This window comes from Blautia sp. AF19-1 (assembly GCF_003479155.1).
GTDB lineage: Bacteria > Bacillota > Clostridia > Lachnospirales > Lachnospiraceae > Fusicatenibacter > Fusicatenibacter saccharivorans.
In genome coordinates, this window is the sequence record NZ_QUGQ01000002.1 from 43,649 (window position 1) to 69,036 (window position 25,388).

The 25,388-nt window shown below is 50.2% G+C and carries 27 protein-coding genes; 26 read left to right on the plus strand and 1 reads right to left on the minus strand.

The genetic code is table 11. From position 1 onward, the window contains the following. Positions 1–60: 60 nt before the first annotated feature. The 3 genes from DWX26_RS01315 to DWX26_RS01325 are packed head-to-tail and all read left to right on the plus strand — an operon-like array spanning position 61 to position 3,534. Positions 61–1,179, plus strand: coding sequence for a GntR family transcriptional regulator (locus DWX26_RS01315; RefSeq protein WP_117760372.1), 1,119 nt, complete (start codon positions 61–63; stop codon positions 1,177–1,179). A gap of 32 nt (positions 1,180–1,211) precedes the next feature. Then, the gene (locus DWX26_RS01320; protein WP_334294850.1) at positions 1,212–2,804 is read left to right on the plus strand and encodes a xylulokinase; all 1,593 of its coding nucleotides are present in this window, start codon (positions 1,212–1,214) and stop codon (positions 2,802–2,804) included. 34 nt (positions 2,805–2,838) lie between these two features. After that, entirely contained in the window at positions 2,839–3,534 is a 696-nt protein-coding gene (locus DWX26_RS01325; protein WP_022461490.1) for an L-ribulose-5-phosphate 4-epimerase, read from the plus strand. Between the two features lie 114 nt (positions 3,535–3,648). Here the strand turns inward: DWX26_RS01325 and DWX26_RS01330 are convergent, their stop codons facing one another. Beyond that, complete coding sequence (locus tag DWX26_RS01330) at positions 3,649–4,677, minus strand: LacI family DNA-binding transcriptional regulator (protein ID WP_117812866.1); 1,029 nt, start codon at positions 4,675–4,677, stop codon at positions 3,649–3,651. 312 nt (positions 4,678–4,989) lie between these two features. Between DWX26_RS01330 and DWX26_RS01335 the strand changes: the two genes are divergently transcribed. From DWX26_RS01335 to DWX26_RS01445, 23 genes are all read left to right on the plus strand, one after another. Beyond that, a complete protein-coding gene (locus DWX26_RS01335) occupies positions 4,990–6,363 on the plus strand; it encodes an ABC transporter substrate-binding protein (protein WP_117760371.1) in 1,374 nt (457 codons plus the stop codon). A 27-nt stretch (positions 6,364–6,390) separates the two neighbouring features. After that, positions 6,391–7,263: a carbohydrate ABC transporter permease gene (locus DWX26_RS01340; protein WP_022461493.1), complete on the plus strand. Its 873-nt coding sequence runs from the start codon at positions 6,391–6,393 to the stop codon at positions 7,261–7,263. Continuing rightward, positions 7,263–8,123: a carbohydrate ABC transporter permease gene (locus DWX26_RS01345; RefSeq protein ID WP_022461494.1), complete on the plus strand. Its 861-nt coding sequence runs from the start codon at positions 7,263–7,265 to the stop codon at positions 8,121–8,123. The genes DWX26_RS01340 and DWX26_RS01345 overlap by 1 nt, the downstream gene beginning before the upstream one ends. 117 nt (positions 8,124–8,240) lie before the next feature. Further along, a complete protein-coding gene (locus tag DWX26_RS01350) occupies positions 8,241–9,560 on the plus strand; it encodes a glycoside hydrolase family 32 protein (protein WP_118594786.1) in 1,320 nt (439 codons plus the stop codon). A gap of 134 nt (positions 9,561–9,694) precedes the next feature. Beyond that, entirely contained in the window at positions 9,695–11,014 is a 1,320-nt protein-coding gene (locus tag DWX26_RS01355; protein ID WP_117800910.1) for an aspartate kinase, read from the plus strand. A gap of 209 nt (positions 11,015–11,223) precedes the next feature. Then, positions 11,224–11,460 (plus strand): helix-turn-helix domain-containing protein, encoded by a 237-nt coding sequence (locus tag DWX26_RS01360; RefSeq protein WP_118594719.1) that lies wholly within the window; start codon positions 11,224–11,226, stop codon positions 11,458–11,460. A gap of 58 nt (positions 11,461–11,518) precedes the next feature. Beyond that, complete coding sequence (gene pyrH, locus DWX26_RS01365) at positions 11,519–12,217, plus strand: UMP kinase (RefSeq protein WP_022461497.1); 699 nt, start codon at positions 11,519–11,521, stop codon at positions 12,215–12,217. 210 nt (positions 12,218–12,427) lie between these two features. After that, the gene (gene frr, locus DWX26_RS01370) at positions 12,428–12,946 is read left to right on the plus strand and encodes a ribosome recycling factor (RefSeq protein ID WP_373141022.1); all 519 of its coding nucleotides are present in this window, start codon (positions 12,428–12,430) and stop codon (positions 12,944–12,946) included. Positions 12,947–13,013: 67 nt separating this feature from the next. Then, a complete protein-coding gene (gene uppS, locus DWX26_RS01375; protein WP_022461499.1) occupies positions 13,014–13,751 on the plus strand; it encodes a polyprenyl diphosphate synthase in 738 nt (245 codons plus the stop codon). A 5-nt stretch (positions 13,752–13,756) separates the two neighbouring features. Further along, on the plus strand, positions 13,757–14,548 hold the full coding sequence (locus tag DWX26_RS01380) for a phosphatidate cytidylyltransferase (protein ID WP_022461500.1): 792 nt from the start codon (positions 13,757–13,759) through the stop codon (positions 14,546–14,548). Positions 14,549–14,598: 50 nt separating this feature from the next. Then, a complete protein-coding gene (locus DWX26_RS01385; RefSeq protein WP_055266585.1) occupies positions 14,599–15,753 on the plus strand; it encodes a 1-deoxy-D-xylulose-5-phosphate reductoisomerase in 1,155 nt (384 codons plus the stop codon). A gap of 6 nt (positions 15,754–15,759) precedes the next feature. Beyond that, a complete protein-coding gene (rseP, locus tag DWX26_RS01390) occupies positions 15,760–17,052 on the plus strand; it encodes an RIP metalloprotease RseP (protein ID WP_022461502.1) in 1,293 nt (430 codons plus the stop codon). A gap of 73 nt (positions 17,053–17,125) precedes the next feature. Next, a complete protein-coding gene (locus DWX26_RS01395) occupies positions 17,126–18,379 on the plus strand; it encodes a peptidoglycan-binding protein (RefSeq protein WP_117509058.1) in 1,254 nt (417 codons plus the stop codon). A gap of 160 nt (positions 18,380–18,539) precedes the next feature. Continuing rightward, entirely contained in the window at positions 18,540–18,884 is a 345-nt protein-coding gene (ylxM, locus tag DWX26_RS01400) for a YlxM family DNA-binding protein (protein ID WP_330377042.1), read from the plus strand. Between the two features lie 2 nt (positions 18,885–18,886). Beyond that, a complete protein-coding gene (ffh, locus tag DWX26_RS01405; RefSeq protein WP_118600598.1) occupies positions 18,887–20,236 on the plus strand; it encodes a signal recognition particle protein in 1,350 nt (449 codons plus the stop codon). 54 nt (positions 20,237–20,290) lie between these two features. Continuing rightward, positions 20,291–20,536, plus strand: coding sequence for a 30S ribosomal protein S16 (gene rpsP, locus DWX26_RS01410; RefSeq protein WP_022461506.1), 246 nt, complete (start codon positions 20,291–20,293; stop codon positions 20,534–20,536). 21 nt (positions 20,537–20,557) lie between these two features. After that, the gene (locus DWX26_RS01415) at positions 20,558–20,788 is read left to right on the plus strand and encodes a KH domain-containing protein (RefSeq protein ID WP_022461507.1); all 231 of its coding nucleotides are present in this window, start codon (positions 20,558–20,560) and stop codon (positions 20,786–20,788) included. A 176-nt stretch (positions 20,789–20,964) separates the two neighbouring features. Beyond that, positions 20,965–21,471: a ribosome maturation factor RimM gene (gene rimM / locus DWX26_RS01420; RefSeq protein ID WP_022461508.1), complete on the plus strand. Its 507-nt coding sequence runs from the start codon at positions 20,965–20,967 to the stop codon at positions 21,469–21,471. An 18-nt stretch (positions 21,472–21,489) separates the two neighbouring features. Next, positions 21,490–22,614, plus strand: coding sequence for a tRNA (guanosine(37)-N1)-methyltransferase TrmD (gene trmD, locus DWX26_RS01425; RefSeq protein ID WP_117760368.1), 1,125 nt, complete (start codon positions 21,490–21,492; stop codon positions 22,612–22,614). An 88-nt stretch (positions 22,615–22,702) separates the two neighbouring features. Then, on the plus strand, positions 22,703–23,050 hold the full coding sequence (gene rplS / locus DWX26_RS01430; RefSeq protein ID WP_022461510.1) for a 50S ribosomal protein L19: 348 nt from the start codon (positions 22,703–22,705) through the stop codon (positions 23,048–23,050). Positions 23,051–23,125: 75 nt separating this feature from the next. Beyond that, complete coding sequence (lepB, locus tag DWX26_RS01435) at positions 23,126–23,692, plus strand: signal peptidase I (protein ID WP_117760367.1); 567 nt, start codon at positions 23,126–23,128, stop codon at positions 23,690–23,692. 24 nt (positions 23,693–23,716) lie between these two features. Then, a complete protein-coding gene (gene ylqF / locus DWX26_RS01440; protein WP_055226467.1) occupies positions 23,717–24,559 on the plus strand; it encodes a ribosome biogenesis GTPase YlqF in 843 nt (280 codons plus the stop codon). Between the two features lie 36 nt (positions 24,560–24,595). Continuing rightward, a complete protein-coding gene (locus tag DWX26_RS01445) occupies positions 24,596–25,363 on the plus strand; it encodes a ribonuclease HII (protein ID WP_055266587.1) in 768 nt (255 codons plus the stop codon). Positions 25,364–25,388: the final 25 nt, after the last annotated feature.

Consider the following 25,388-nt stretch of genomic DNA (forward strand, 5'->3'; position numbering starts at 1 on the left):
CTTGTCACGACAACCGTACAAGTTGTATTATAAATTCCAGAAAGGGGAATCACCAATCACATGGAACCAACCACCGGCAAAGCCAAATACTACACCCTGATGGAAGCCCTAAAAGAGCAGATTCTCTCCGGAACCATAAAACCCGGCCAGAAGCTTCCCTCCGAAAACGAACTGACCCGGGAATACGCCCTATCACGCCACACTGTCCGAAAGGCCCTCGCTCTTCTCGAAAATGAAGGCTACATTACCGCCCAGCACGGCAAAGGAACCTTCTGCTCCGAGCGCGTAATCCAGCGTCATAATTCAAAAAACATCGCCGTCACCACCACCTACCTGTCCGACTACATCTTCCCCCGCCTCATCCAGGGAATGGATCGAGTGCTGAGCGAAAACGGCTACAGCATTATCTTAAAGAACACCTGCAACAGCCGCTCCAAAGAAGAAAAAGTCTTAAAAGAACTCCTCGACAAGCCCATCGACGGCCTCATCATCGAGCCGAGCAAAAGCCAGATCCTCTGCCGCCACATCAACTTGTACGAAATGCTGGACAAGTACCAGATCCCGTATGTCTTCATCCAGGGCTGCTACCCCCAAATGGCAGACAAGCCCTGCATTCTGATGGATGACTGCAAAGGCGGCTATCTGCTGACCCGGCACCTTTTAGAGACCGGCCGACGAAACATCATCGGCATCTTCAAGGCCGACGACAGCCAGGGCGCCCAGCGCCATAAAGGCTACGTGCAGGCGCTGCAGGAAAGCGGAATCCCGTATGATCCCGAAAACGTCATCTGGTTTCACACCGAGGACCGGAAAACCAAACCGTCCCTGATGCTTTCCATGCTGCTCGACAGCAAAAAGTCCGTCGATGCCGCCGTCTGCTACAACGACCAGATCGCGCTCGCCGTCATCTCCATGCTGGAAGAAAAGGGAATCTCCGTGCCGGAAGACATCGCCGTCACCGGATACGACAACTCGCTGATCGGCCAGAGCAGTCCGATCGGGATCACGACCATTGCCCATCCGCAGGAAAAACTCGGTGAGATGGCAGCAGAGCTCATTCTCGAAAAAATCAGAAAAGTCCCGGAAGAAGAAAGCAGCGTCAAACGCCTGATTTCCCCGGAACTCATCGTAAGAGAATCCACCGCAGGAAAAAATCTGTCAACAGAGACGAAAAAATAGAAAAGAACCCAAGGGAGGAAAAAACAATGGGAATGGATGCAAAAACAGCAATCCTCGAACAGAAAACAGCACTTGGTATTGAGCTCGGCTCAACCAGAATCAAAGCCGTCCTGATCGGCGCAGACAACGCCCCGATCGCATCCGGAGATCACGAGTGGGAAAACCGCTACGACAACGGCGTGTGGACCTACACCCTCGAGGACATCTGGACGGGCCTGCAGGATGCCTATACCAAAATGGCAGCTGATGTTAAAGAAAAATACGACATCACCCTGACCCGCGTCGGAGCCATCGGCTTCAGTGCCATGATGCACGGCTATATGGCATTTGACAAAGCAGGAAACCTCCTCGTGCCGTTCCGCACCTGGAGAAACAATATCACAGAAGAAGCAAGCGAGAAGCTGACCGATCTTTTCGGATTCCACATCCCGCAGAGATGGACTATCGCCCATCTGTATCAGGCAATCTTAAACGGTGAGCCGCATGTGGCAGATATCGACTACGTGACAACCCTTGCCGGATACATTCAGTGGAAAATGACCGGCGAGCGTGTCGTTGGTGTCGGCGAGGCATCTGGAATCTTTCCAATCGATTCTGAAACCAACACTTACTTTGCCGACATGATCGCCAAATTTGACGAGGCAGTCGCAGACAAAGCATATTCATGGAAAGCACTCGATGTTCTGCCGCACGTTCTGACCGCAGGTGACAATGCCGGTGTTCTGACAAAAGAAGGTGCCGCACTTCTCGACATGTCCGGAAATCTGGAAGCAGGCATTCCGCTCTGCCCGCCGGAGGGAGATGCCGGAACAGGTATGGCAGCAACAAACAGCGTCCGCGTCAGAACCGGAAACGTGTCTGCCGGAACTTCCGTTTTTGCTATGATCGTTCTGGAGAAGAACCTTTCCAAAGTATACCCGGAGATCGATATGGTAACAACCCCGTCCGGTCATCCGGTTGCCATGGTGCACTGCCAGAACTGTACTTCTGATCTGAATGCATGGGTCAATCTCTTCCGTGAATTTGCGCAGACCTTCGGCATGGAAATCAGCACGAATGATCTGTTCGGCAAGCTGTACAACAAAGCCCTGGAGGGCGACGCAGACTGCGGCGGACTCCTTGCCTACAACTACTTCTCCGGCGAGCACGTAACCGGCTTCAACGAGGGCCGTCCTGTCTTCGCACGTACTCCGGATGCGAAATTCAATCTGGCAAACTTTATGAGAGTCAACCTGTTTACTTCCCTTGGCGCCTTGAAAGTCGGCCTTGATATCCTGATGAAAGAGGAGCATGTGCAGGTCGACCAGATTCTCGGCCACGGCGGTCTCTTCAAGACAAAAGGTGTCGGCCAGAAGATCCTCGCAGGTGCCATCGACGCACCGGTTTCCGTCATGGAGACAGCAGGAGAGGGCGGAGCCTGGGGCATCGCACTGCTGGCTTCTTATATGATCAACAAAGAAGAGAATGAAACACTCGAGGATTACCTCGATGCAAAAGTCTTCGCAGGAAATGCCGGAACCAAGATGGATCCGGACCCGGCAGACGTCGCTGGATTTGAAGTATTCACCGAGCGCTACAAAAAAGGCCTGCCGATTGAGCGTGCAGCAGTAGAGAGCTTAAAATGAACCATCGTTTGGGAAAGACAGAAAGGACAACACAATGTTAGAAGAACTGAAAAAAAGAGTATACGAAGCCAACATGCTTCTTCCAAAATACGGACTGGTTACCTTTACCTGGGGAAATGTCAGCGAGATTGACCGGGAAAGCGGTCTGTTCGTCATCAAACCAAGCGGCGTGGATTACGACCTGCTGACACCGGACGATATGGTTGTCATGGATCTGAACGGAAACAAAGTAGAAGGACGCTACCGTCCGTCTTCTGACACCCCGACCCATCTGGAGCTGTACAAAGCATTTCCGGAGATCGGCGGCATTGTTCACACCCATTCCTCCTATGCGACAAGCTGGGCACAGGCGGGAAGAAGCATTCCGTGCTACGGAACAACCCATGCAGACTACATCTACGGTGAAGTACCGTGCCTGCGCTGCCTGACAAAAGAAGAGATTGACGAGGCATACGAGGAAAACACCGGCCATCTGATCGTCAATGAGTTCAAACGGATGGGAAAAGATGTAAAAGCCGTTCCGGCCGTTCTTTGCAAGAACCACGGACCGTTCACCTGGGGCAAAGATGCGCATGAGGCTGTTCACAATGCTGTTGTCCTCGAAGAGGTTGCCAAAATGGCATACCGTGCCGAGACCATCAACCCGAGAATCCAGCCGGCACCGCAGGAGCTGCAGGATAAACACTATTACCGTAAGCATGGTGCAAATGCTTATTACGGACAGAACTAAAAAAGAGTAAGAAGATAAGAAAAGTGTCATCCACAAGCTGCAGGGCACACAGCCCGCAGGTGGATGACACTTTTTTGATAAAAACATTTTTATGATAGAAATCTGCTTTTAAAATCAAGTGGTCGTCTGACGCCGGATCAGAAGCGGCGGAACGGTCTTGTGAACCGGCTCGGCAAGCGGCACCGGGTGGCGTTTTTTCCGTTCCTGCATCTGGGAGACCAGAAGGGAAACAGCCTCGTCTGCAATCTGGTCAATCTGCTGGCCGACAGTGCTGATCGGATAGATAGCCTGCTCGGAAATCGGCGCACCGTCGAAGCCGATGAGTTCGTAATCGTTCGGCAGGGTATGGTACTTGCGGATCAGAAGATTTAAAAGAATATTGGCATGATCATCGTTGGAGAGGAAGATGCCCTTTTTCTGACCGGCATATTTTTGTTCGATGTTGTCAAAGATTTCCTGCAGCGGTGCTGCGGCTTCCTGATAGGAGAGTCCAAAATCCCGAATGATAACCTTGTGCGGTACACCGGCCTTTATACAGGCATCCTGGAAACCGGCGAGACGGCGGTAGGCAGGAACATTTTCTTTGGTCGGTGAGTTCAGATGAATCAGGACATCACAGTGGTTATGAATCAGAAGCGAAGTCGCTTCGTACGCGCCGAGGTAGTTGTCTGTATTGACACTGCTGACGAACTGGTCTTCGCGCTCAATTGCAACGACCGGGATCTGCAGATCGGAGAGTTCGCGGGAGGAGAGTGTATGGGAGAGGACGATGAGGCCCTCGATTTTGTACGACATCAGCTCCTGAATGTAGCGGTGCTCCGTCTCGTCGTGGCCGTTTCCGGCGAAGACGAGGAATTTATAGCCATATTTCTCATAAGAAGCAAGAATCTGATTCAGCATCTCGGAATAGTAGTTCATGGAGAGACTCGGGATCAGGACGCCGACAAATTCGGTCTGTCCGTTCGCGAGAATTTTTGCCACTTTGTTTTCTTTATAGTTCAGTTTATCCAGTGCATCGGAAATGATCTGCTGATTTTCCGGTGTCAGGGAATCCGGGTTGTTGAAATACCGGGAAATGGTTGTTTTGGAAAAATGCGTGTACTGTGCAATATCATTAAAGGTTACATTTTTTTTTCGTGCCATAAGTTCAAGTGTCCTTCCCTTCAAAAGTGTTGCGTGAATCATGTAAGCTTTCAGAAAAAAACAAATAATATATGAAGATAGTATAACATTTCTCGCCCGCCGGAACAAGCGGGAATCGGTTAAGTAACCGGTTTTGTAAAAGTTCCACAAAAGCCAAAAACAAAATTATGGAAAATCACGAAAAGTAAAGAAAATATTGACGAAACCCACTGTCAATGCTATGATAAAGACAATGAAAGTAACCGGTTACTTGACCGGTTACACAAAACGAAGGACAGGACCAGCTGTCCAGAGATAACAGGAGGAATTGTGATGAGAAAGAAATTTAGTGCCAGGGCGGCAGCTCTTGGAATGTCTGGCGTGCTTCTTACTTCTGCACTGACCGGATGCACCTTCGGCTTCGCAAGCGATCCGGATGACCCGAACGCAGTAAAAGAAGAAGTGCCGATCGACATGACCACCGATACCTTCCAGTACGATACGTCGCTTTCCGGAACGAGTATCGTCATCATGAACACAAAAGCAGAAATCCAGACAGCACTGGAAGAGATTGCAAAAGTGTTCGAGGAGAAAGCAGGCGTACATATTGAGATCATGCCGGTAACGGACGGCGATTCTCCTTATACCAAAGTAGTCAGCCTCTACAACTCCGGAAACCCGCCGACACTTTCCATTCTGGATACGACCGATGTCATTGCACTGGCAGAAGAAAAAGCAGCCGACTTAAGCAATGAAGCATGGACCGGCGAGGCAGAAGAGTACCTGACCAAAATCAACGGAAAGGTTTACAGCTTCCCGCTTTGTATCGAGGGCCGCGGTATTATCTACAACAAGAGCGTGATTGAAGATACCTTAGGTACCGAGTTCGATCCATCCGATATCAAAACCCAGGACGATTTCGCAGCACTTCTCCAGAGCCTGCGGGACAACGGAATGAAGAATCCGATCTCCATGGCAAAAGAAGACTGGTCCCTTGGAGCACACCAGCTGCAGTACATCTACGAGACATACAACGGAACCTCCGACGGTGCAGCAGAAGTCATCAACGAGCTGAAGGACGGAACCTTATATCTGCCGGACTACACCCGCATGAACGAGTTCCTGAATACCTTTGACCTGTTAAAAGAGTACAACGTAGCAAAGGGCGATCCACTCGGCGCAGATTACGATGAGATGGCAATTGACCTGGCAGACGGAAAAACCGCTTTCTGGTTCAACGGAAACTGGGCATGGCCGAACCTTGAGGAGGCAGGAGCCGAGACGACCGACGAGTACGGTTTCCTTCCATACTTCCTGAACAATGATCCGGACGACTTCGTCAACAGCAAAATCCAGGCATCCCCGTCCAAACAGATCATGCTGGATGATATCGTGGCTACCGACGAGCAGAAAGCAGCAGCAAAAGAGTTCCTGAACTGGCTGGTTTACAGTGAGATCGGACAGCAGATGGTTGTAAAGACCTGCAGCCTGATCCCTCCGTTTAAAAACAACCCGAACGAGCCAAGCGATCCGTTAAGCCGCGACATTTACGAAAAAGTACAGAACGGCGGAGCATTCAACGCATCTGCGATCGTGCCGAACGATCACTGGTCTGTCCTTGGTGCGGCAATGCAGAAATATCTGGCCGGAAGAAGTGACCGCGAGGAACTGATAGATTCCATCCAGGCATACTGGGATGAGCAGTAAGCCGGAGGATATGAAGGAGGAACGAAAATGAAATCAAGCAACAAGGGAAAAGATTTCTGTGTATTTGCGCTGCCGGGCCTGTTCTGCTTCCTGGCAGTCGTCATGGTACCGTTTATCTACGGTATTTACCTGACCTTAACCGACTGGAACGGTGTTTCCAGCGTGAAAAACTTTGTAGGACTTTCCAACTTCGCAGCCGTTATGCGCGACGCGCAGTTCTGGAAATCCCTGCTGTTAACCTTTAAATATGTCATTGCGGTTGTTGTTCTCGTCAATGTGATCGCCTTTTTACTGGCTTATATTCTGACCCGCGGCATCAAAGGTCAGAACTTCTTCCGCGCCGGATTTTTCACCCCGAACCTGATCGGCGGTATCGTACTTGGATACATCTGGCAGTTCGTATTCTCCCGTGTTTTCGTCAGCATCGGTGAGACCACAGGATGGAGCCTGTTTGAAATTTCCTGGCTTTCTACCCCGAACAAAGCATTTGCAGCGCTGGTGCTCGTTTCAGTATGGCAGCTGGCAGGCTATATGATCCTGATCTACGTCGCCGGCTTTATGGGACTTTCCGAGGACGTGCTCGAGGCGGCAAGCATCGACGGTGCATCCGGCTGGGTAAAAATGAAAAACATTATCCTTCCGCTGATGATGTCCTCCGTTACTATCTGCCTCTTCCTGACCCTGTCCCGTGCGTTCATGGTATACGATGTCAACCTGTCCTTAACCGGCGGTGCTCCGTACGGAACCACCGAGATGGCAGCCATGCACGTATATGAGAAAGCATTCACATCGAGACAGTTCGGTGTCGGCCAGGCAGAAGCCTTTATCCTGTTTATCATTGTAGCCTGCATCAGCGGTATTCAGGTATACACCACCAAGAAGAGGGAGGTTGAAGCATAATGAATCAGAAGAAAATTGGCGGAACAAAGAAAAAAGTAACTGACGCGCTGGCTATGCTCCTTATGATCATCGTTTTCTGTGCGTTCATGTTCCCGTTTGTCATGGTTATCATCAACTCCTTAAAACAGAAACGTGATATCATCAAGAGCCCGTTCTCCTGGCTGTTTACGATCAAAGGTCTTTCGTTTGACAACTTTGTAAAAGCATTCAATCAGATGAACTTCCTGAATGCCTTCAAGAACTCTCTGGTTGTAACCGTAACAGCAACCGTACTGGTTACGGTACTCGCAGCTATGCTGGCTTACTACATCGTGCGTAATGTCAACGTATTTTCCAATATCATCTTTGCACTGATGGTTGCATCCATGATCATTCCATTCCAGGCAATCATGATCCCGCTTGTCAGTGTATACGGCGGAACCTTAAACATTCTGAACCACAGACTGACCCTGATCTTCATGCACACCGGATTTTCCATGGCGATGTCCGTGTTCATGTTCCACGGATTCATCCGCGGAAGTATCCCGCTGGCGCTGGAGGAGGCCGCTTACATCGACGGCTGTACCCACACCCAGACCTTCTTCCGCATCGTGTTCCCGCTGTTAAAGCCGATCATTTCCACCATGGTAATCATGAATGCGATGGCATTCTGGAATGACTTCCTGCTGCCGTCCCTGGTGCTGACCGACAAAAAGCTGCTGACTCTGCCGCTTTCCACCTACAGCTTCTACGGAACTTACTCCGCAGATTACGGAACCATCATGGCAGGTCTTCTGCTCTGCGTCATCCCGATCCTGATTCTGTACGTGGCACTGCAGAAACAGATCATCAACGGTGTCGTAGCCGGAGCAGTCAAATAAGTAAATCATAGAAATCAAGAACAAGCCGGGCAAAGGAGGGCGGAATTAAAAATGCTTTCTTTTTCCGGCTTTTCTTATCAGAGACAACAAGAAAGAGACAGAAAGGAAATCAAACACATGAAAAACAGATTACACGTAAAAGCGCCGGGCAACTGGGTGAATGACCCGAACGGCATGATTTATTATAAGGGACAGTATCATCTTTTTTATCAGCATTTTCCGTACGCGCCGCGCTGGGGCACCATGCACTGGGGCCATGCGGTGAGTCCGGATCTGATTCACTGGGAGCATGTCGGCGTTGCCCTGTTCCCGAGTCTTTCCGAGGACCAGAACGGCTGCTTTTCCGGAAGCGCAGTAGAAGAGAACGGCGTGATGCATCTCTTTTACACGGGTGTTCACTATAATCAGGTAAATCCGAAGGATATTCATCAGTGCCTTGATCAGGATTTTACCTCGGCGCAGCTTCACCTTACTTCGAAGGACGGTATGCATTTTGATGTCTTCGGGGATAAGGAGGTTGTTATCCCGGCACTCACCGATCCGGAAATCGGCGACAATACGCACACGCGTGACCCGAAAGTCTGGAAGGGAAGCGACGCATGGTATATGGTGCTTGGAAGCACGACGAAGGATCACAAGGGCGAGGCATTATTCTATAAGAGTGAGGATCTTTCCCACTGGCATCTGGCCGGACAGGCGACGACGAAACAGAAGCTCGGCTGGATGTGGGAGTGCCCGGATCTCTTTAACGTAAACGGACGCAGCGTCTTTGTATTCTCCCCGATGGAACTGATCGAGGACCCCGACGGCTATGCGGATCGGGCGATCTGTATGCTGCCTGAGTTTGATGAAAAAACCTGCACAATGAAATTTCCGGAGAACTGGCAGCTTCTGGACTGCGGCGGTGACCTCTATGCACCGCAGACCATGACGGATGCGGACGGAAACCGGATTTCCATCGCATGGCTTCGGATGCCGGAACCGGTAGATGGTATATGGCAAGGCATGTTCTGCCTGCCGCGTGTGGTGGATGTACAGAACGATCATATTTACTTCCGTGTTCTGCCTGCCATCCGCGACGGATTCTGCAAAAAGACGGATTCCCTCGTTTCGGCATGCGGAGAGTGTGCCATGATCCGCGCCGAATTAAAAGAGGGTGAGAGCCTGGAAATCGGCGGCTATAAGATCTGGCGGCAGAGCGGAAAAGTCTGCGCAGACCGCACGGATGTCTATCCATCCGGTGCAAAAGGATGGCTTCATGCCGAGACGCCGCAGTTAAAAGAGGGCGATCTTCTTGAGATTTTCGTGGATCCGAATATGATCGAAATCTATGCAAACAACGGCGAGTACGTATTAAGCCAGGCAGTTTACGGGCTTGGAGAGACATTCTCCTATGAAATGGAGAAAAAACCGGAAATTTATCTGTGGAATGAATAAATCAGCCCAAAAAGTTCTTGACGCATACGGGATTTTGTTCTAATCTAGTACGTAACAGCTTTCTAACGTTAAAGTGACGGGCTGAAAAACGAGATTTCGAAAGATATCCGAAAAGAACGCAAGGAGAGATTATTATGAAGAAAGTAGTAAAATTCGGCGGCAGTTCCCTCGCGAGCGCAGAGCAGTTTAAGAAGGTCGGAGACATCATCCGCGCAGATGAGGGAAGAAGATACGTGGTACCTTCCGCTCCTGGAAAACGAAATTCTGCTGATACGAAAGTAACCGATATGCTGTATGACTGCTATCGCACTGCAGTTGCTGGAAGAGATTTCAAGAAGAAACTGCAGAACATCAAAGCGAGATATCAGGAGATCATCGACGGTCTGAACCTCAGCCTGGATCTTTCCCCGGAATTTGAAAAAATCGCAGAAAACTTTGCCGCAGCAGCCGGAGAGGACTACGCCGCATCCCGCGGAGAGTACCTGAACGGTATCGTGATGGCAAATTATCTGGGATATACGTATATTGATTCTGCAGAAGTGATCTGCTTCGATGAGAACGGAAACTTCCTTGCAGACAAGACTGACGAAGTGCTCTCCGAGCGTTTAAAAGATCTGGATAACGCAGTCGTTCCTGGATTCTACGGCGCAAAACCGGACGGAAGCGTAAAAACCTTCTCCCGCGGCGGATCCGATATCACTGGTTCCATCGTGGCAAAGGCCGTACACGCTGACATCTACGAGAACTGGACCGATGTTTCCGGTTTCCTGGTAACCGATCCGCGTATCGTCAAGGATCCGGAAGTCATTTCCACCATTACCTACCGTGAGCTGCGTGAGCTTTCCTACATGGGAGCTACCGTCCTTCATGAGGACTCCATCTTCCCACTCCGTCAGGAGGGAATCCCGATCCACGTGCTGAACACCAACGCACCGCAGGATCCGGGAACCATGATCGTGGAGAATACCTGCAGCAAACCGAAATTCACCATCACCGGTATCGCCGGAAAGAAAGGCTTTGCATCCATCACGGTTGAGAAGAGCATGATGAATACCGAGATCGGCTTTGGCAGAAAAGTGCTCGGTGTTTTTGAGGACAACAATCTTTCCTTTGAGCATATGCCGTCCGGCATCGATACCATGACGGTATTTGTTCATCAGAGTGAGTTTGCAGCAAAAGAACAGCAGGTTATCGCAGGACTGCATCGTGCCGTACAGCCGGATTCTATTGATCTTGAATCCGATCTGGCGCTGATCGCTGTTGTAGGCCGCGGCATGAGAAGAACGAGAGGCACAGCCGGAAGGATTTTCTCTGCACTGGCGCATGCACACGTCAACGTTAAGATGATCGATCAGGGTTCCAGCGAGCTCAACATCATCATTGGCGTTGAAAACCGCGACTTTGAAACAGCAATCAAAGCAATTTATGATATCTTTGTCGTAGCGCAGATCTAAAATGAATCTATAAAAAATCTCTGTCAGGAGTCTGAACTTCCGACAGAGATTTTTTTATGGTTTTTATGCCGCCGTATCGCGGAATTCTTTTCGAATGGTGAATGTAAAAATACAGATTACCACACAACAGATGATCCAGGTCGTCGGTTCGCAGAAGCAGCCGGCGCGGTATCCGATCGACGGGACGAGAAACAGGGCGAAGAGTATAAATGCACATCAAAGAGATGATGTCCTGGGTGGAAAACCATCTGACGGAGCCGCTCACTTTAAAAGAAATCGCCGCAAGCGTTCACCTCTCTCCACGGGAATGTCAGCGGATTTTCAAAGCGTATCTGCACCGGACGCCGACGGAATATCTGCAGTGGAGACGGATTCTCGCAGCGGCAGACAATCTGCGGAACACAAACGAATTTTGCCCTTGTCGTTTTTGGGAACAGATGGTATAATCATTTCATAAATGCAAGACATTTGTGAAAAAATATCATAAAGGAACGAGGATGCAAGATGAAACGACGAGTATTACTGAAATTGAGCGGAGAAGCTCTTGCAGGAGAGAAACACACCGGTTTTGACGAGCCGACCGTCACAAAAGTGGCAAAACAGGTAAAAACTCTGGTAGACCAGGGGATTGAAGTCGGCATCGTAATCGGAGGAGGAAACTTCTGGAGAGGACGCAGTTCCGAAAATATCGACCGTACCAAAGCAGACCAGATCGGTATGCTGGCAACCGTTATGAACTGTATCTATGTATCAGAAATCTTCCGTTCCCAGGGAATGATGACCGCAGTTCTGACTCCATTTCCATGCGGAGAGTTCACAAAAGGATTTTCCAAAGACCGTGCAAACAAATATTTCCAGCACAACATGGTTGTATTCTTTGCCGGCGGTACAGGCCATCCATATTTCTCAACCGATACGGCAACCGTACTTCGCGCGATTGAGATCGAGGCAGACGAGATTCTGCTTGCAAAAGCAGTAGACGGTGTCTACGACAGCGATCCGAAAACAAACCCGGATGCAAAGAAATTTGACGAGATTTCCATTCAGGAAGTCATTGAAAAGGATCTGAAAGTGGTAGATATGACCGCATCCATCCTTTGCAAGGAAAACAAAATGCCGATGCTGGTATTTGGTTTAAATGAAGAGAACAGCATTGTAAATGCTGCAAACGGAAAAATTAACGGCACAAGAGTAACGGTATAATTAATAAAAATTCAGCAGTAAAACACTTGCTGTTTTACTGCGTAAGAAAATGATTCAGGTGTGAGCAGCTCTCCTTTTGCGAAGCAAAACTTTAAATGAGAGCTGCGAATGTCACAGTTCGCAGAACTGTGACCGTATAAGAGATAGCAGGAGGACAAATTTAATATGGCAAATCAGATCGACGAGAGAGTAAAACCGTTTGAGGTAAAAATGGGCAAATCCATTGCAAGCCTCGATTCCGAATTCGGAACCATCCGCGCAGGCCGTGCAAACCCGCACGTACTGGACCGCATTACTGTAGATTACTATGGAACACCGACTCCGCTGCAGCAGGTGGCAAACATCTCTGTTCCGGAAGCACGTATGATCCAGATCCAGCCGTGGGAAGCATCCCTGGTAAAAGAGATCGAGAAAGCGATCATGATGTCTGACCTTGGCATCAACCCGTCCGATGACGGAAGAGTCATCCGTCTGGTATTCCCGGAGCTTACCGAGGACCGTCGTAAAGAGCTGGTAAAAGAGGTAAAGAAAAAAGCAGAGGGCGCAAAGGTAGCCATCCGCAACATCCGCCGCGATGCCAATGATGCGTTCAAGAAACTTGCCAAAGAGGACGTTTCCGAGGACGAAATCAAAGAGCTCGAGGAGCAGACCCAGAAATTAACAGACAAATATATCAAAGAAGTAGATCAGATGGTGGACGTAAAATCCAAAGAAATTATGACCGTGTAATACAAAGAAAACGAGGGGCTGCCTGTCATTTGCAGGCAGCCTGTTATCGTTTACGGAGGAAAAAAGTATGGATAATGAATTAAAAGTGCCGAATCACATCGCCATCATCCTGGACGGAAACGGCAGATGGGCGAAAAAACGCAATATGCCGCGCGGCTACGGCCATATCGTCGGATGCGACAATCTGGAAAAAATGTGTGACGTGATTAAAGACATGGGTGTCAAATATCTGACCGTCTATGCGTTCTCAACCGAGAACTGGAAACGCTCCCGCGCCGAGGTGGAGGGCCTCTTAAAGCTGTTCCGCCAGTATCTGAAACGATGCATCAAAAAAGCACATAAAAATCAGATGCGCGTCAAAATCATCGGAGATCCGAGCGCATTCCCGCAGGATATTCAGGACAGCATTCATGAACTGGAGGAGTGCTCCAAAGATTACGATCACATGTACTTCCAGATCGCAATGAACTACGGTTCCCGCGATGAGATTCTGCGCGGCATGACCCGCATGATCGAGGATGTGAAAAACGGAACTCTCGCAGAGAATGCGTTTGATGAGAACGGAAAACTGACGGAGCAGTGTTTTGAGAGCTACCTCGACACCGCCGGAATCCCGGATCCAGATCTTCTGATCCGTACAAGCGGCGAGCAGCGCCTTTCCAACTACCTGATGTGGCAGCTGGCCTACACGGAATTTTACTTTACCGAGGTTCCGTGGCCGGATTTCCACGAAGAGGAATTGAGAAAAGCCATCGAACAATATAATAACAGAGACCGGCGTTACGGCGGCGTGAAGGAGGAATAAAAAAGATGTTTAAGACAAGACTGTTAAGCGGCATCGTGCTCGTCCTTGTGGCGCTGCTTACGATCTGCAGCGGCGGAACTGTGCTCTATATGACGGTTCTGTGCCTGTCGTTGATCGGCGCAGGAGAGCTGTTCCGCGTGATGAAGGTAAGAGAAGATAAATGGAATCTGTTGGAAATTACGGGCTATGCGGGCGTTGTGATTTTCTATCTGTCCCTGCTGCTTCATGACCCGATGTACCAGATGCTCGCGCTGATCCTGGATCTCGTGCTTCTGATGGCAGTATACGTATTTACTTATCCGAAATACAACGCCAATCAGGTGATGCCGGCGTTCTTTGCGATTGTCTATGTCGGCGTAATGCTTTCCTATGTATATCAGACCCGTATGCTGGACGGCGGAAAATTCCATGTATGGCTGATTTTCCTGTGCTCCTGGGGCTGCGATACGTGTGCATACTGTGTCGGCGTACTCTTTGGAAAACATAAAATGGCGCCGGTTTTAAGCCCGAAAAAATCCGTAGAAGGAGCTGTCGGCGGTGTCGTCGGAGCGATTCTGCTCGGCATCATCTATGCGGCTGCGACAAAGGGCGGCATGGTGGAATACGCCATCATCTGCGGTGTCGGCGCGCTGATCTCCATGGTCGGAGACCTTGCGGCATCCGCAATCAAACGAAATCAGGGCATCAAGGATTACGGAAAGCTGATTCCGGGCCACGGCGGTATTCTTGACCGCTTCGACAGCGTGATCTTTACCGCACCGATCATCTATTTCCTGTCGGTGCTTCTGATTCATTAAAAAAGCTTCCCCTACAGCATAAACGGGAAGCAGATGGGAGAAACTGGAATATGAAGAAAATAGCAATTCTTGGTTCAACCGGTTCGATCGGAACCCAGACCCTCGATGTCGTGCGTGCCAACGGCGATCTTGAGGTGGTCGGCATCAGCGCCGGAAGTAATATTACACTGCTCGAGCAGCAGATCCGGGAATTTCATCCGAAGTTTGCGGCAGTCGGCGATGAGGCGAAAGCGGCAGAACTCCGTGACAGAGTGAAGGATCTTCCTGTAAAAATCGGCAGCGGCATGGACGGCATGATCGAGCTTGCCACGATGCCGGAGAGCGAAATCCTTGTGACAGCGATCGTCGGCATGATCGGCATCCGCCCGACGGTTGCGGCGATGAAGGCAGGAAAAGACATTGCACTGGCAAACAAAGAGACACTGGTAACGGCGGGACACATTATTATGCCGCTGGCAGAGGAATGCGGTGTGCAGATCCTTCCGGTGGACAGTGAGCACTCGGCGATTTTTCAGTGTCTGCACGGGGAAAACAGAAAAGAAATTGAAAAACTTCTGATTACTGCATCCGGCGGTCCGTTCCGCGGAAAAACAAGAGCGGAGCTCGAAAACGTAACGGTAGAGCAGGCGCTCCGTCATCCGAACTGGTCGATGGGGCACAAGATCACGATTGATTCCGCGACACTCGTTAACAAAGGACTGGAAGTCATGGAAGCAAAATGGCTGTTCGGTGTTGATCTCGACCACATCCAGGTTGTGGTACAGCCAAAGAGCATTATCCATTCCATGGTAGAATTTAAAGACGGCGCTGTCATGGCACAGCTTGGCACACCGGATATGAAACTGCCGATCCAGTACGCACTGTATTACCCGGAGCGCCGCTTCCTTGCAGGCGACCGCCTCGACTTTGCGGCGCTGACACAGATCACGTTTGAAAAACCGGATATGGATACCTTCCTCGGCCTTCCGATGGCAATGCAGGCGTCCCGGACGGGCGGCTCCATGCCGACGGTCTTCAATGCGGCAAATGAACGCGCCGTTGCACTGTTCCTCGCGAAGAAGATCCGTTTCCTCGAGATTTACGACGTGATCGCCGGTGCAATGGAAGCACACAAAACGATTGCCGATCCGACGCTGGAGCAGATTCTCGCGGCGGAGCAGGAGACGTATGAATGGATTGCGAACAGATATAAGATGGGAGAATAAGACAGCATGATTGTAAAAATCCTGATAGCCGTACTCATTTTCGGAATCACCGTCATTATCCATGAGCTGGGGCATTTTCTTTTGGCGAAAGCGAATGGTATTACCGTGACGGAATTTTCGATCGGCTTTGGCCCGACGGTGGTAAAGACAGAAAAAGGAGGAACGGTCTATTCCTTAAAACTTCTGCCTTTCGGCGGTGCGTGCCAGATGCTCGGCGAGGACGGTGAAGAGGAGGGGGAAGGAACCTTTAACAGCAAATCCGTGTGGGCAAGAATTTCCGTCGTTGCGGCGGGACCGGTGTTCAACATGATTCTGGCATTTTTCTGCGCAATCTTTGTGATCAGTTACGCGGGAAGTTCCCCGGCGCGCGTCACAGAAGTGGCAGACGGTTCGCCGGAGGCAGAGGCAGGCCTGGAAGCGGGAGATATCATCACTTCCTATGAAGGAAGACATATTTCCATCGGAAAAGAGCTGAACTCTGTGATGACGGTACGGGGTGTGCCGACGGATGAGATTACGCTGGAGGTTAAAAAGGCCGACGGGGAAAAGAAAACGATCACATATGAACCGACGGTGACAACGCGGTATATGATGGGCTTTAACTACGATGACTGTGACCGCGGCATGGAATTCACGTATGTGCAGCAGAATATGCCGCTTGCCGCTGCGGGTGTTGTCGCGGGCGACCTGCTCGTATCGATCAACGGAGCGCCGATCACCTGTGTGGCAGATTTTACTGCTTACCAGACAGAGCATCCTTTCGATGGAAGCGCTGTGACGCTGGAGTATGAGCACAGCGGAAAGACGAAAGAGATTACGGTGACACCGGTTGAAAATACGTATGCGAATGTACAGTTTTCGTATCAGCTCCGGGAGAAACAGTCCCCGATCGGCGTGCTGAAATACAGCGTGCTGGAGATCAAATACTGGGTGCGCACCGTCATTGACAGCGTCAGTATGCTGATCACCGGACAGTATTCTGTGAACGATCTTTCCGGCCCGGTCGGCGTGGTGGATGCGATCGGAACCGCCTATGATGATGTAAAATCGCAGGGCGTTCTGGTTACGGTGATGACGATGCTGAACATGGTGATTCTGCTGTCATCAAACCTTGGCGTCATGAACCTGCTGCCGCTCCCGGCACTCGACGGCGGACGGCTTGTCTTTCTGATCATAGAAGCCATCCGCAGAAAACCAATCCGGCGAGACCTGGAGGGTATGGTTCACTTCGCGGGCCTGGTGCTTCTGATGGCGTTGATGGTCTACGTCATGATCCACGACGTCCAGCGGATCCTGTAAATCGAAAAATGAAAAGCAACAAAGCCTCATATTCTGCATACCATAAAAGGAGTGCAGGATATGGGGCTTTTTTATGAAAAATTTGCGTATGCAGCAGGAAATGACTGACCGCGGGCGGCTGGAAATCCGGGTAAATACAAGAATCCAGGCGCGGCCTGTTTCCGGGGCGCGGGTGACGGTTTCGTATACGGGAGATCCGCAGAATGTGATCGAGGAGCTGATTACCGACGGGGACGGCAGAACGGAGACGCTGGATCTGGCGACGCCGCCGCTCGAGTACAGTCTGGAACCGAATGTGAATCAGCCGTATTCCGAATATACGGTGAAAGTGGAGGCGGAAGGGTATGAACTGGTTGAAGTGACGGGCTCCGAGCTTCTTTCAGGAGAACAGTCCGTCCAGCAGGTGGACCTCAAACTGGCAGAGGGCGCAGCGTTTGCGGATGTGACGATCCCGGACCATACGTTGTTCGGCGAATATCCGGCGAAAATTCCGGAAAGTGAGATCAAGCCGACGAGGGAGAGCGGTGAGATTGTGCTGTCCCGTGTCGTGATCCCGGAGTATATCATCGTCCACGACGGAGCGCCGACCGACAGCACGGCACGCGACTATTATGTGCGGTACCGCGACTACATCAAAAACGTGGCGTGCTCGGAAATCTATGCAACATGGCCGGATGCGGCGATCCGGGCGAATATCCTCGCAATCATGTCATTTACGCTGAACCGTGTCTATACAGAATGGTACCGCAACAAGGGATACGATTTTACGATCACTTCGTCGACGGCCTACGATCACAAATGGATTTACGGCAGGAATATTTTCGACAGCATTTCCCTTGTGGTCGATGAGATTTTTGCTGATTACCTGTCGCGCCCGAATGTGAAACAGCCGATTCTGACGCAGTACTGTGACGGAAACCGTGTGAGCTGCCCGAACTGGATGAGCCAGTGGGGGTCCAAAAACCTGGCGGACCAAGGGTATTCAACGATTCAGATTCTCCGCAATTATTATGGAGACAATATGTATATCAACACGGCGGAGGAGATTTCCGGCATCCCGTCCTCCTGGCCGGGGTATGACCTCACCATCGGCTCGTCCGGGAACAAGGTACTGCAGATGCAGGAGCAGCTGAACGTGATTGCGGAGGTGTATTCATCGATTCCGACGGTCTATGAAAATGGCTATTTCGATGAAGAGACGCAGGACGCCGTCGAAGCGTTCCAGCGGCTGTTCGGCCTGCCGGTTTCCGGCATTGTGGATTATCCGACATGGTACAAAATTCAGTCGATTTATGTGGCTGTGACGAGGATTGCGGAGCTGCAGTAGGTATACAAAAGTCTTTATAAGGGGCGTGTTTTCTGCGAAAAAACGCGGAAAATGCGCCCTTTCTGCGGCTTTTGAAACGGATCAGAAAAATTTTAAAACTGTCAAGAAAAAATACTTGACACCCTGCGCCTTTTCGTGTATGATAACCAAGGTGATCGCAATGGAAAAAATATTGGAACAGACATTACTGTATGATTTTTACGGCGAACTTCTGACTGAACATCAGCGTCAGGTATATGAGGACGTGGTGCTCAACGATTTTTCCCTGAGCGAGGTTGCGGCAGCGCGGGGCATTTCCCGCCAGGGAGTTCACGATCTGGTCAGACGCTGCAACAAGACACTGGAAGAGTATGAAGAAAAGCTTCATCTGGTACAACGCTTTGTGCAGATCCGGGAGAATGTAAACGAGATCCGAAAGCTGACAGACCCATCCGGTGATACCCCGAAAGAAGATGTGATGCAGCGGATTGCAGCAATTGCATCGGATATATTAGAGGAGCTTTGAGCATGGCATTTGAAAGTTTAACCGAGAAACTCCAGAATGTTTTCAAAAATCTCAGAAGCAAGGGCCGCCTGACCGAGGCGGATGTAAAGACTGCGCTGAAGGAAGTAAAAATGGCACTTCTCGAGGCGGATGTCAGCTTCAAAGTAGTAAAACAGTTTATCAAATCCGTACAGGAGCAGGCAGTCGGACAGGACGTCATGAACGGACTGAATCCGGGTCAGATGGTCATTAAAATCGTAAATGACGAGCTGGTCAAGCTGATGGGTTCCGAGACAACGGAAATCGCACTGCGCCCGGCGAGTGAAGTTACCATTATTATGATGGCAGGTCTTCAGGGAGCCGGTAAAACAACCACAACCGCAAAAATTGCAGGAAAGTTAAAAGCCAAGGGAAGAAAACCTCTCCTTGCCGCCTGTGACGTCTATCGCCCGGCAGCGATCAAACAGCTGCAGGTCAACGGAGAAAAGCAGGGTGTGGAAGTGTTCGCTATGGGAGATAAAAACCGTCCGGTGGATATCGCAAAGGCAGCGCTGGTGCATGCAAAGACAAACGGCTTTAACGTATTGATTCTGGATACGGCAGGCCGTCTGCACATCGACGAAGAGATGATGCAGGAATTACAGGATATCAAAGCGGCTGTTCCTGTGGATCAGGCCCTTTTGGTAGTAGATGCTATGACCGGACAGGACGCAGTCAATGTGGCCGAGATGTTCAGCAATAAAGTCGGCATCGACGGTGTAGTACTTACAAAATTAGATGGTGACACCAGAGGCGGTGCGGCACTTTCAATCCGTGCAGTTTCCGGCAAACCAATTCTCTATGTCGGCATGGGCGAAAAGCTTTCGGATCTGGAGCAGTTTTATCCGGACCGTATGGCGTCCCGTATCCTCGGCATGGGCGATGTGATGAGCCTGATTGAAAAAGCGCAGGCAAACATCGACGAAGAAAAAGCAAAAGCCATGGAACAGAAGATGAAGAAGGCGCAGTTCGACTTCAACGATTATCTGGATTCCATGGAGCAGATGCGCAATATGGGCGGCATCTCCAGCATCCTGAATATGCTTCCGGGCGTCGGCGCGAAAATGAAGGGCCAGGATCTTGAGAGCATGGTGGATGAAAAAGACATGGCAAGAAAGGAAGCTATTGTACTTTCTATGACGCCAAAGGAAAGAGAAAACCCGGATCTCATCAATCCGTCGAGAAAGCAGAGAATTGCAAAAGGCGCCGGTGTTGACATCGCGGAGGTAAACCGTTTCATCAAACAGTTTGAACAGTCAAGAAAAATGATGAAACAGATGACCGGAATGGTCGGTAAGGGTGGTAAAAGAGGAGGATTCAAACTTCCCTTTTAGCATAAAAGAAAAAATATAAATAAATACATGAATTTACAATGGAGGTAAAGAAAAATGGCAGTAAAAATGAGATTAAGAAGAATGGGACAGAAGAAAGCTCCTTTTTATAGAATCGTTGTAGCAGATTCCAGATCCCCAAGAGACGGACGTTTCATCGAGGAGATCGGAACTTACGATCCGAACCGCGAGCCGAGCGCAATCAGCTTCAACGAGGAGGCTGCTAAAAAATGGCTGGCTAACGGCGCACAGCCGACCGAAATCGTTGCCAAACTCTTAAAACAGGCTGGTATCGAGAAATAATTCATACGGGGGTATCTTGTAATGAAAGAACTTATCGAAGTAATTGCAAAATCTCTGGTTGATCATCCATCTGAGGTAGTTGTGACAGAAACCGTCAGCGGTGATGACCTTCTGCTGGAACTCAAAGTAGATCCGTCAGATATGGGAAAAGTCATCGGACGTCAGGGACGCATTGCGAAAGCAATCCGTACGGTTGTAAAAGCAGCTTCCTCAAAGAGCGACAGAAAAGTTGTCGTAGAAATTTTACAGTAAGTAAAAGATAGGAAAAGGAACCGACAGTTGTTGCCGGTTCCTTTCTTTACGCGGGCAACGAGACAAAGTCCGTGCTTGCACGGGACCTTGGCGACTGCCGCGATAACTTGAGAAACTCGCAAAGCGTGTTTCTCAAGTCGCAATACACAGTAGAACTGGTTGGAAAGGGTTTTTGAATGGAAGAATATTTGCAGATTGGCGTAATTACCACAACCCACGGCGTACGCGGTGAGGTAAAGGTATACCCGACGACAGATCCGGAGCGTTTTCTTTCTCTGGACCGCGTTTTTCTCGATACAGGAAAAGAAAAAAAAGAACTCCATGTAACTGGCGTGCGTTTTTTCAAACAGCTTGCCATTGTAAAATTCAAAGGAATTGACAACATCAACGATATCGAACGGTATAAAGGCTGCAGCCTCTATGTGACGAGAGAGGATGCCATTCCGCTGGAAGAGGACGAATACTATATCGCAGACCTGCAGGGAATGCAGATGTACACCGAGGACGGCGAACTGTTCGGCACGCTCCGCGATGTGATGGAGACCGGTGCGAACGACGTCTATATTGTAGATTCGAAAGAGCACGGAGAGGTTCTGATTCCGGCGATCCATGACTGCATTCTGGATGTGGACCTGGATGAACAGAAGATGACGATTCACCTTCTTCCGGGCCTGATTGACTGATAAAGAGAGTAAAGAACGATGAAATATCATATTCTGACGCTGTTTCCGGAGATGATCGAGCAGGGGCTGCACACCAGCATCCTCGGAAGAGCCATCAACAACGGCTATATTTCCCTCGAGACGACGAATATCCGGGATTTTTCAGCAAATAAATTCAACCGCGTGGACGATTACCCGTACGGCGGCGGTGCGGGCATGGTCATGGAGGCGGAGCCGGTGTTCCGCGCCTACCAGTCGGTAGCCGAAAAGATCGGGAAAAAGCCGCGCACGGTCTATCTGACACCGCAGGGAAAAGTACTGAACCAGACGATGGTGGAAGAGCTGGCGCTTGAGGACGATCTTGTGCTGCTCTGTGGCCACTATGAGGGCATCGATGACCGCGTACTGCAGGAAGTGGTAACGGACTATATCTCGATCGGGGATTATGTTTTAACAGGCGGAGAACTCGGTGCAATGGTGCTGGTGGATGCGGTATCGCGGTTTGTGCCGGGTGTCTTAAGCAACGAGGAATCTTCGCAGTTTGAGTCGCTGCAGGACAATCTGCTTGAGTATCCGCATTACACAAGACCGGAGACATGGCACGAGAAAAAAGTTCCGGAGGTGCTTCTTTCCGGTGACCACAAAAAGATCGAAGCGTGGCGTCATGAGGCATCCCTGGTGCGGACAGCCGAGCGGCGGCCGGACCTTCTGGAAAATGCATTCCAGATTTCCTGCGCATGCAATGAAAAAGAGGAATCGTCTGCCTGGGCGCACGATCTTTTGGCAGGCATGACACGCTATGGTGTAAGCCTTGATCTCGGACGAAAGAAGATCCGGAAACAGAAAAATCTGTTTGATGACCATGATCTGCTGATTCTGCAGCTTCCGGGAACGCTTGAGGAGGGTATGAAAGCAAAGAGCGAGTATATCCGCAGCTTTGCCGGAAAAGAAACACCGCTGGTGTTTTTGTGCCCGGACGGATTCTCAGAAGAGGAAGAAAAACTCGAAGAGCAGCTGGAAAAAAACGGTTTCCGTCTGGTCGCACGGCTTACCGGCATACCGTCCGCGGACGGCCTGCAGCGGTTTTCTTTCGCGCTTCGCAGTCTGCTGTACAGCGGCGAATGGAAAGTGAAAAAAATACTTGCATCTGCGGATGCATTATAGTATAATATATCTTGTTGTGAGTAAAGAGATGGTCCGCTGTTGCAAAAAGGCATTAAGAACATCCAGGGTAAAAAAAGGAGATAAAGAAATGAACGACATTATTAAGAAAATCGAAGATGCACAGTTAAAAGCAGAAGCACCGGAGTTCCGCGTTGGTGATACCGTTAAAGTTTACGGTAAAATCAAAGAGGGTAACCGCGAGCGTATCCAGGTATTCGAAGGCGTTGTCCTGAAAAGACAGGGCGGCGGAAGCAAAGAGACCTTCACTGTTCGTAAGAGCTCTAACGGCGTAGGCGTTGAGAAAACATGGCCGGTACACTCTCCGAACGTTGAAAAAGTAGAAGTTATCAGACGTGGTAAAGTAAGACGTGCGAAACTGAACTACTTAAGAGACCGTGTTGGTAAAGCAGCGAAAGTGAAAGAGCTGGTAAAATAATAAGTCGTTAAAAGGATGGCCGGAGGAACATGAGCAATTGTGTTTCTCCGGTTTTGTCTTACGGAGAATTACACTATGGGTATGAATACCAGATATGTAAAAGAATATTTCTACAAGAAAAAGATCCGTTCCATGTTTGTATGGAATCTGGAAATCATCGCAGTGATTCTTCTTGCGGCGGCATTTTCCTGGTTTTTCTGCAGAAGTGTCGTGGTGCAGGAGGGCTCGATGGAGCCGACTCTCGTGCCGGGGGAGCGTGTGCTGATGGACTCCGCCTGGTACCGCTTAAGTTCTCCGAAACGCGGGGATATCATCGCGTTCCGGACGAGTGAGGACAAGAAGGCGAGCATCCACATCAAGCGTGTGATTGCGTTGCCGGGCGAGACGGTACAGATCAAAGACGGACAGATCCTCATCAACGGGGAAGTCTATAATGAAAAAGATGAATTTCCGGCCATCACAAACGCGGGACTTGCCTCCGAGCCGATCACGGTCGGGAAGGGACAGTACTTTGTGCTCGGCGACAACCGGAACAACAGCGAGGACAGCCGCCACAACGGCATGGGACTCGTGGATTCGGACCGCATTGTCGGAAAGCTCTGGTTTACGATTTCGCCGTGGAAGAAAATCGGTTTCGTGTAAACGCAGCATAGAAGGAGAAGAAACATGAATTATCAGTGGTACCCGGGTCATATGACGAAGGCCCGCAGACAGATGCAGGAAGACTTAAAGCTCATCGACCTGATGATTGAGCTGGTCGATGCGAGAGTTCCTGCAGCGAGCCGCAACCCGGATATAGATGAACTTGGAAAGAACAAAGCACGGCTGATCCTGCTGAACAAATCGGACCTTGCCGATGAGCGCGGAAACGATGCCTGGATGGAATATTTCAAGGGAAAGGGATATTCTGTTGTGAAGGTCAATTCCCGTTCCGGAGCCGGCATGAAAGCGATTAACAGCGCCGTACAGGAGGCCTGCAAAGAGAAAATCGAGCGCGACCGCAAACGCGGCATCCTGAACCGTCCGGTCCGCGCGATGGTTGTCGGTATTCCGAACGTCGGAAAATCGACATTTATCAATGCGTATGCGGGCAGAGCCTGTGCGAAAACCGGAAACAAACCGGGCGTCACGAAGGGAAAACAATGGATCCGTCTGAGCAAACAGCTGGAGCTTCTGGACACACCTGGTATCCTGTGGCCGAAGTTTGAGGACCAGCAGGTGGGACTGCATCTTGCGATGATCGGTTCCATCAACGATGAGATCCTGAACGTGGAGGAGCTGGCGCTGTCCGTCATCGATTATCTGACGGCAGAGTATCCGGGAACGCTGGAGAAACGCTTTGGCTTTGAAGGCATGACGGATCGTGTGGAAATCCTGGGTGAGATTGCGCGTGTGCGCGGCTGCCTGAAAAAGGGAAATGAGCTCGATTACGAAAAAGCAGCACGGCTTCTGATGGATGATTTCCGGAGCGGAAAGCTCGGCAGAATCACGCTGGAAAAACCGGAATAAATGGATTTATCAAAATAAAAAATGCGGAGAACAACGATGACAGAGAAAAAACAATCGATATCCGCCATACGGGAAATTTTTGCGGCAGCTTCGGAGACGGAGCTGCCCGCCCTTTATCTGGAATATGAAGAGGATTCCCGTGCCGGCGTACAAAATCTGATTCAAAAATACCAGAAACAGGAAGAGGCCTTAAAAAAAGAGCGCGAGCGCACGGAACAGATGAAGATCTACGAGCACAAATATGAGGATCTTGGCTGGATCTGCGGCATCGACGAGGTCGGAAGAGGCCCTCTGGCGGGCCCTGTGGTCGCAGGTGCGGTCATTCTGCCGCGCGACAGTAAAATCCTGTATCTGAACGATTCCAAGCAGCTGACGGCCAAAAAACGCGACGAGCTGTACGATGTGATCATGCGCGAGGCAGTGGCCGTCGGCATCGGCTATGCCTCCCCGGCGCGGATCGACGAGATCAATATTTTACAGGCAACGTACGAGGCGATGCGGGAGGCGATCAGCAAGCTTTCCGTGAAGCCGGATGTGCTCTTAAACGATGCGGTGAAAATCCCGCAGGTGGACATCCGCCAGGTGCCGATCATCAAGGGAGATGCCAAGAGTGTTTCGATTGCGGCGGCAAGTATTGTTGCGAAGGTGACAAGGGACCGCCTGATGGAAGAGTACGACAAGGTGCTTCCGGGCTACGGTTTTGCATCGAACAAGGGCTACGGTTCGGCAGAGCATATCGCTGCTTTAAAAGAAATCGGCCCGTCACCGATCCACCGGCAGTCGTTTATCGGCCATTTTGTGTAAAGGCACCGCATCAAAAAAAGGAGAG